The following is a 5,022-nucleotide window of genomic DNA, read 5'->3' on the forward strand; positions in this document are numbered from 1 at the left end:
AAGAATCTAAATTAGGTAAAGATAAAATCTTAGCTGTTGGTTTTGACTCAGGTGCATTACAACAAGATGCTATCCGTAAAGGTGTATTTGTAGGTTCTGTTACTCAAGACCCAGTTCAAATTGGTTACCAAGCTGTTAAATTAGCTATTGCTTCAGCAAAAGGTGAAACAGTTAAAGACGTAGATACAGGTTCTAAATGGTATGATGCTTCAAACATCGACAAAGAAGAAATCAAAGCATTATTATATGAATAAAATTTAAATTTATGGAGGAATTAGCATGGACTCAATGAAAGTGTTAGCTATTGATTTAGGTGCAAGTTCAGGTCGTGTCATGCAAGCCATTTATAATGGTAGCTCCCTCCAGTTATCAGAGGTTCATCGGTTCAAAAATGAGCCGGTGAATCTTAACGATGGATTGTATTGGAATTTGTTACACTTATTTGGTGAAATCAAACAAGGAATTAAAAAAGCTTCAAATGATTCTATTCCGATTCGTTCCATTTCTGTTGATACATGGGGAGTGGACTATGCATACTTAGATCACAATGGAGATTTACTTTATCAACCACATTGTTACAGAGATAATCGAATGGGACGTTATGAAGAATCGTTCTATCAATTAATTTCTAAAAATGAATTATTTAAAAAAACAGGGGTTCAACCTGCAACGTATAATACAATTTTACAAATTTATTCAGATTTACAAGAAAAACCACAGCTAAAAGAAGTCGTACAAAGAGTTTTGTTTATCCCAGATTTAATTAATTACTTATTAGCGGGTGTTCTTGCAAACGAATATACAATCGCAAGTACGAGTGGTTTGTTAGATGTATTTACACAAGATTTTTCAGAAGAAATTTTTGAAAAGCTAGAAATTCCAACCAAATGGTTCTCAAAACCAGTTAAAAATGGATCTGTATTAAGAGATTTATCACCAAGAATTGTTCAAGAATTGAAAGTTGAACCATTTAAAGTGATTGCAGGTGCTGGACATGATACAGCAGCCGCTGTATTAGCAATTCCTTATGAAAATGAAAAAGGTACTGTATTTATTTCATGTGGTACTTGGTCATTAGTAGGAATTGAATCAGATCAACCAGTAATTACAGATGAAGCATTTGAATCAGGCTTAACAAATGAAGGATGCTTCGATGGTAAATACAGATTACTTCAAAATACAACTGGAATGTGGATTATCCAAGAATTACAACGTGACTGGAGAAGTCAAGGTGAAGAAGTAAGCTTTGCTGAAATGGTACAATTAGCTGAAAAAGTAACGGATAATCAAACATGGATTTATCCAAATGATCCAGTATTTGCTTCTCCAGGAGATATGGAAAGCAAAATTAAAGAGTTTTGTAAAGTGACTGGTCAATCTGTTCCACAATCAAAAGGACATATTGTTCGAGTAGTGATTGAAAGTTTAGCATTAACTTATTTAGAAACAATTGAGCAGTTAGAAGACTTGACAAAACAAGAAATGACAACTGTACAAATGGTAGGCGGAGGAATCCAAAATAAACTATTGTGTCAAATTACTGCTAACTTCACAAATCGTCTTGTTATTACAGGACCAGTGGAAGCAAGTGCATTAGGAAATATTCTTTCCCAATTATTGACACTAGAAGTAATTCATTCACGCCAAGAAGCTGAAAATCTTATTAAAGCTTCTGAAGTTGTGACTCGATATGAACCACAACCAGTTGAGCAGTTTGCCAATATTCAACAAAAATTCAAACAAATTAAGAAAGGAATTTCATCATGTTAAAACAAATTCCTAAAATTTTGAGTCCTGATTTAGTGGCATATTTAATGGAAATGGGTCATGGTGATGAGCTGGTAATCGCAGATGCGAATTTTCCAGCTCACCGCATTGGTCAACGTGTTGTTCGAATGGATGGACACGGAGTACCAGTAGCACTAGAAGCGATTCTACAATTATTACCTTTAGACACATATAGTTCATATCAAGCAGGACTAATGCAAGTAGTGCCGGGAGATACAACAGTTCCAGTAATTTGGGACGAATATAAAAAAATATTAGAAGAAAGTCATCCAGGTGCAGCGATTAAAGAATTTGAACGTTTTGAATTTTATGATCAAGCTGAAAAAGCTTATCTAGTGATTCAAACGGGAGAAAGTGCTCTATATGGCAATATCATTCTAAAAAAAGGTGTTTTATAAGCACTATTATATTAAAAATAAATTTAAACAAATTTTAAGGGGAGAAACATTATGTCAACATTTTATGTACCAGCAATTAACTTAATCGGAAGAGGAGTAGTAAACGAAATTGGTTCTTATGTAAAAGACCTAGGTTATAATAAAGCTTTATTAGTAACGGATAAATTTATCGAATCAAGTGAAATTCTTCCTAAAGTTACAAAACCTTTAGATGAAGCAGGAATTGATTATGTTGTATTCTCAGATGTAGAACCTAACCCAACTTGTAAAAACGTAACAGACGGTGTTAGCGCATTAAAAGAAAACAACTGTGACTTCATTATTAGTTTAGGTGGTGGATCTCCACAAGATGCTGCAAGCTGTATTTCAGTTATCGCAACAAATGGTGGACAACCTCAAGATTATGAAGGATTACACAAATCAGCTAAAAAAGGTTTACCAGTAGTAGCAATCAACACTACAGCAGGTACTTCAGCAGAAATTACAATTAACTACGTTATCACTGATGAAGAACGTAAAGTTAAAATGGTAATGGTTGATAAAAATAGTTTAGCATTAATTTCAGTTAATGACCCAGAATTAATGGTTTCTAAACCATCTCCATTAACTGCAGCAACAGGTATGGATGCTTTAACTCACGCAGTTGAAGCATTAGTAACACCAGGTGCTTATGGAGTAACTAAAAAATTATCAATTGGTGCAATTGAATTAATTAAAGAATATTTACCACGTGCAGTAAAAGACGGTCACGATATCGAAGCTCGTGAAGGAATGGTAAATGCTATCTTCTTAGGTGGTATGTCGTTCAACAACGCTGGTTTAGGTTATGTTCATTCAATGGCTCACCAATTAGGTGCAGTTTACAAATTACCACACGGTGTATGTTGTGCAATGTTATTACCAGTAATTGAACGTGAAAATGCAAAACGTGTTCCAGCAGCATTCCGTGATGTAGCTAAAGCTTTAGGATTAGATCCAGCAGGTAAATCAGATGAAGAATGTGCAGCTTATGCAATTAAAGAAATCGAAACATTATCTGAAACTGTAGGTATTCCTAAGAAATTAACTGAATTAGGAATTGAAGAAAAAGACTTTGATTTCGAATATCTATCTAAAAATGCGTTAATCGATGCTTGTGCACCTGGTAACCCATTCATGCCAACATTAGAAGAAACAATTGCTTTCTATAAAGAATTATTCTAATGAATTAAAATTTTCAAATTGTAATGTCCCTTTTATAGGGGCATTTTTTAGTAGGCAAAAATCCCGTCGGATTAAAAACTGACGGGATTTTATGATGCGTATTTAGTTATTCATCAATTCGATAATGGAATTCACTTGCGAATCGTGGGAATTGTTGTCCAGCAAAAATACGGTCTTTATCTGTTTGAATAGGGTCTACAAAAGTACCACTTCTATCATCTGTCATTGGAACTCCACCTGGAACAATATAAACAGCTGCACCACCAACCGGTAAATTTTTAGGTCCATATCCACCAATTAATGTTCCTTTATACTCTTTAAAATAAGACAATTTCATTTCATATTTTTCATCCACGAGTCCATTCTCGTCAAAAATGAATGTATGTCCAGTACCATCTACCCAAGTACCTTTCAGGCTAGAATAATCTCCATTTTGAATCGCTTGAATATCTAATTTTTTCTTAGCGACTTCTTTTTGTTTTTCCGGAGAAGTGATGTACCATTGTGTTGGTTTCCATTCTTTTTGTTTTAAATCAATTTTTGGAGGGAGATTTTTAATAATGTCTTCAGTCGTACCTTCTGTTACGATTTCAAAGGCATCTCCTTTTTGATTCAGGCGATAGTGTGCATAATTCGCTGTATCCGTACTACTATAAGAAAACGTACCATCTTCTAATGGATATAAATTAGATTTATCTCCAATTTTATCTAATTTATTATCTTTATTTGTAAGTCGAATGACTTTTCCATCTGAGATAGTATAAATATCTAAAGTGGCATGATCTTCTCTTGTAGGGCCCATTGTAATTACTAATTCATCCACCCCATTTTTATCAAAATCTTCTAAGGTATAGCTAATACCAGGGGCATCATAAACTCTTTTTACAGAATAAGCAGTTGAGTTAACATTAGGATTATTGGAATTTGATTTTTTTTGCCCGTTATTGTTAGTAACATTTTCAACAACTTCTTTATAATCCTTAAGAACTGAATTATACAGTGTATAATCTGTCACAGGTTTTGGTGCAACGGTTGTTTGAGTTGTTGTTTCTGCTTCTTTTGTAGCAGTGTTAGAACTTGAGTTTTGACAAGCAGTTAATAAACTAATAGAGATTCCCAACCCTACTAGTAAATGAGATTTTTTCATAAATTGAACTCCTTTTTTTCTTAGTTTGAATCTAGTATAACAAAGGAATTATTTGTTTTTCAAAAGATATCTTAAAATACGATTATTATAAGGTTTACGAATAGAAAATAGGTGTGTACAATAAAGAAGAATGAATGGAAGGAGAGAAATAAACATGCAAGAGTTCAAAGATGCTACAGCGATGGCACAAGCTGTTCGAAATGGTGAAGTTTCATCTGTTGAATTAGTTCAAGATGCCCTGTTTAAAGTAAAGCAATTGAATCCAAGTTTAAATGCAGTTGTACATTTGCAAGAAGAGAGAGCATTAAGAGAAGCTCAGTCTCGCAATTTTAGTGATCAGCCATTTGCAGGTGTGCCTTTATTATTAAAAGATATAGGGCAATGTCAAAAGGGAGAACCTTCTACGGCTGGATCACGTTTATTTAAAAATATCCTTCAAACACATCAAGATACATTAGTCAATAAACTAGAAGAAGCAGGATTTGT

At 33.8% G+C, this 5,022-nt stretch carries 5 protein-coding genes and 1 pseudogene; 5 read left to right on the forward strand and 1 reads right to left on the reverse strand.

Annotated elements, in window-relative coordinates:
* The 4 genes and pseudogenes from RYL55_RS08310 to RYL55_RS08325 all read left to right on the forward strand — a co-directional run.
* Positions 1-254, forward strand: a pseudogene (locus tag RYL55_RS08310) (substrate-binding domain-containing protein); the annotation flags it as partial.
* Between the two features lie 25 nt (positions 255-279).
* Positions 280-1,770, forward strand: coding sequence for a rhamnulokinase family protein (locus RYL55_RS08315; RefSeq protein ID WP_315008603.1), 1,491 nt, complete (start codon positions 280-282; stop codon positions 1,768-1,770).
* Positions 1,764-2,186, forward strand: a complete 423-nt coding sequence (locus RYL55_RS08320; RefSeq protein WP_314112920.1) for an RbsD/FucU domain-containing protein — start codon at positions 1,764-1,766, stop codon at positions 2,184-2,186. Before RYL55_RS08315 ends, RYL55_RS08320 begins: the two co-directional genes overlap by 7 nt.
* Before the next feature lie 51 nt (positions 2,187-2,237).
* Entirely contained in the window at positions 2,238-3,389 is a 1,152-nt protein-coding gene (locus tag RYL55_RS08325; protein WP_315008605.1) for an iron-containing alcohol dehydrogenase, read from the forward strand.
* Positions 3,390-3,495: 106 nt separating this feature from the next.
* Here RYL55_RS08325 and RYL55_RS08330 read toward each other — a convergent pair whose 3' ends face one another.
* Positions 3,496-4,536, reverse strand: a complete 1,041-nt coding sequence (locus tag RYL55_RS08330; RefSeq protein WP_315008606.1) for a DUF6287 domain-containing protein — start codon at positions 4,534-4,536, stop codon at positions 3,496-3,498.
* A 154-nt stretch (positions 4,537-4,690) separates the two neighbouring features.
* Here RYL55_RS08330 and RYL55_RS08335 point away from each other — a divergent pair.
* Positions 4,691-5,022: amidase family protein (locus RYL55_RS08335; protein WP_315008608.1), on the forward strand; the 332-nt coding region annotated here is incomplete at its 3' end.

Origin of the sequence: uncultured Granulicatella sp., assembly GCF_963515615.1 — a bacterium.
In the GTDB taxonomy this organism is placed as follows: Bacteria; Bacillota; Bacilli; order Lactobacillales; family Aerococcaceae; genus Granulicatella.